The sequence below is a fragment of the Clostridium boliviensis genome, from assembly GCF_033342255.1.
GTDB classification, from domain to species: domain Bacteria; phylum Bacillota; class Clostridia; order Lachnospirales; family Lachnospiraceae; genus Lacrimispora; species Lacrimispora boliviensis.
This window is the reverse complement of record NZ_JAWONS010000034.1, coordinates 1-414: the sequence shown is the minus strand read 5'-3', so window position 1 is coordinate 414 and position 414 is coordinate 1. Positions and strand designations below refer to the sequence as shown.

1 protein-coding gene is annotated in these 414 nt (G+C 56.5%); it reads right to left on the bottom strand.

Annotation, left to right across the window (positions count from 1 at the left end; all coding sequences use genetic code 11):
• Positions 1 to 347, bottom strand: a 347-nt coding sequence (locus RZO55_RS02130; protein WP_318062659.1) for a LysE/ArgO family amino acid transporter, incomplete at its 3' end; no start/stop codon positions are given.
• Positions 348 to 414 lie beyond the last annotated feature (67 nt).

Sequence of the window (414 nt, the reverse complement as noted above, 5' to 3'; positions counted from 1 at the left end):
GTGGAAAACACCACCTGTTGCTTCGGAGAAAGGGCCGCCCTTTCCTGTAGCTTCTCCGGGGAATCCTCCGGACTCCGCCAAGTAACCCAGCCCATATACAGAAGAAAGAGCACGCCGACGATGAAAAGGGCATAGCGCAGCCAGCTCACCGACAGCACCACCACGGAAACCCCGGCCACCGCAAGCAGGATGAGCAGCGCATCACAAGAGGTAGCCGTCAATACGGCCGGCATCGCGCGCATCACCCGGGGCTGCACGGCCCCCTGGTTAAAGATAAACACGTTTTGCACACCCAGCGGCAGAATGAGACCCAACGCCAAAATGAATCCGTGAACCAAAGCCAGCAACAATGTGCCCTCCCTCCAATTTGCGTGAATAAGCTATTAAGTATCCGATTTCCGCGGTTTTGGCAAG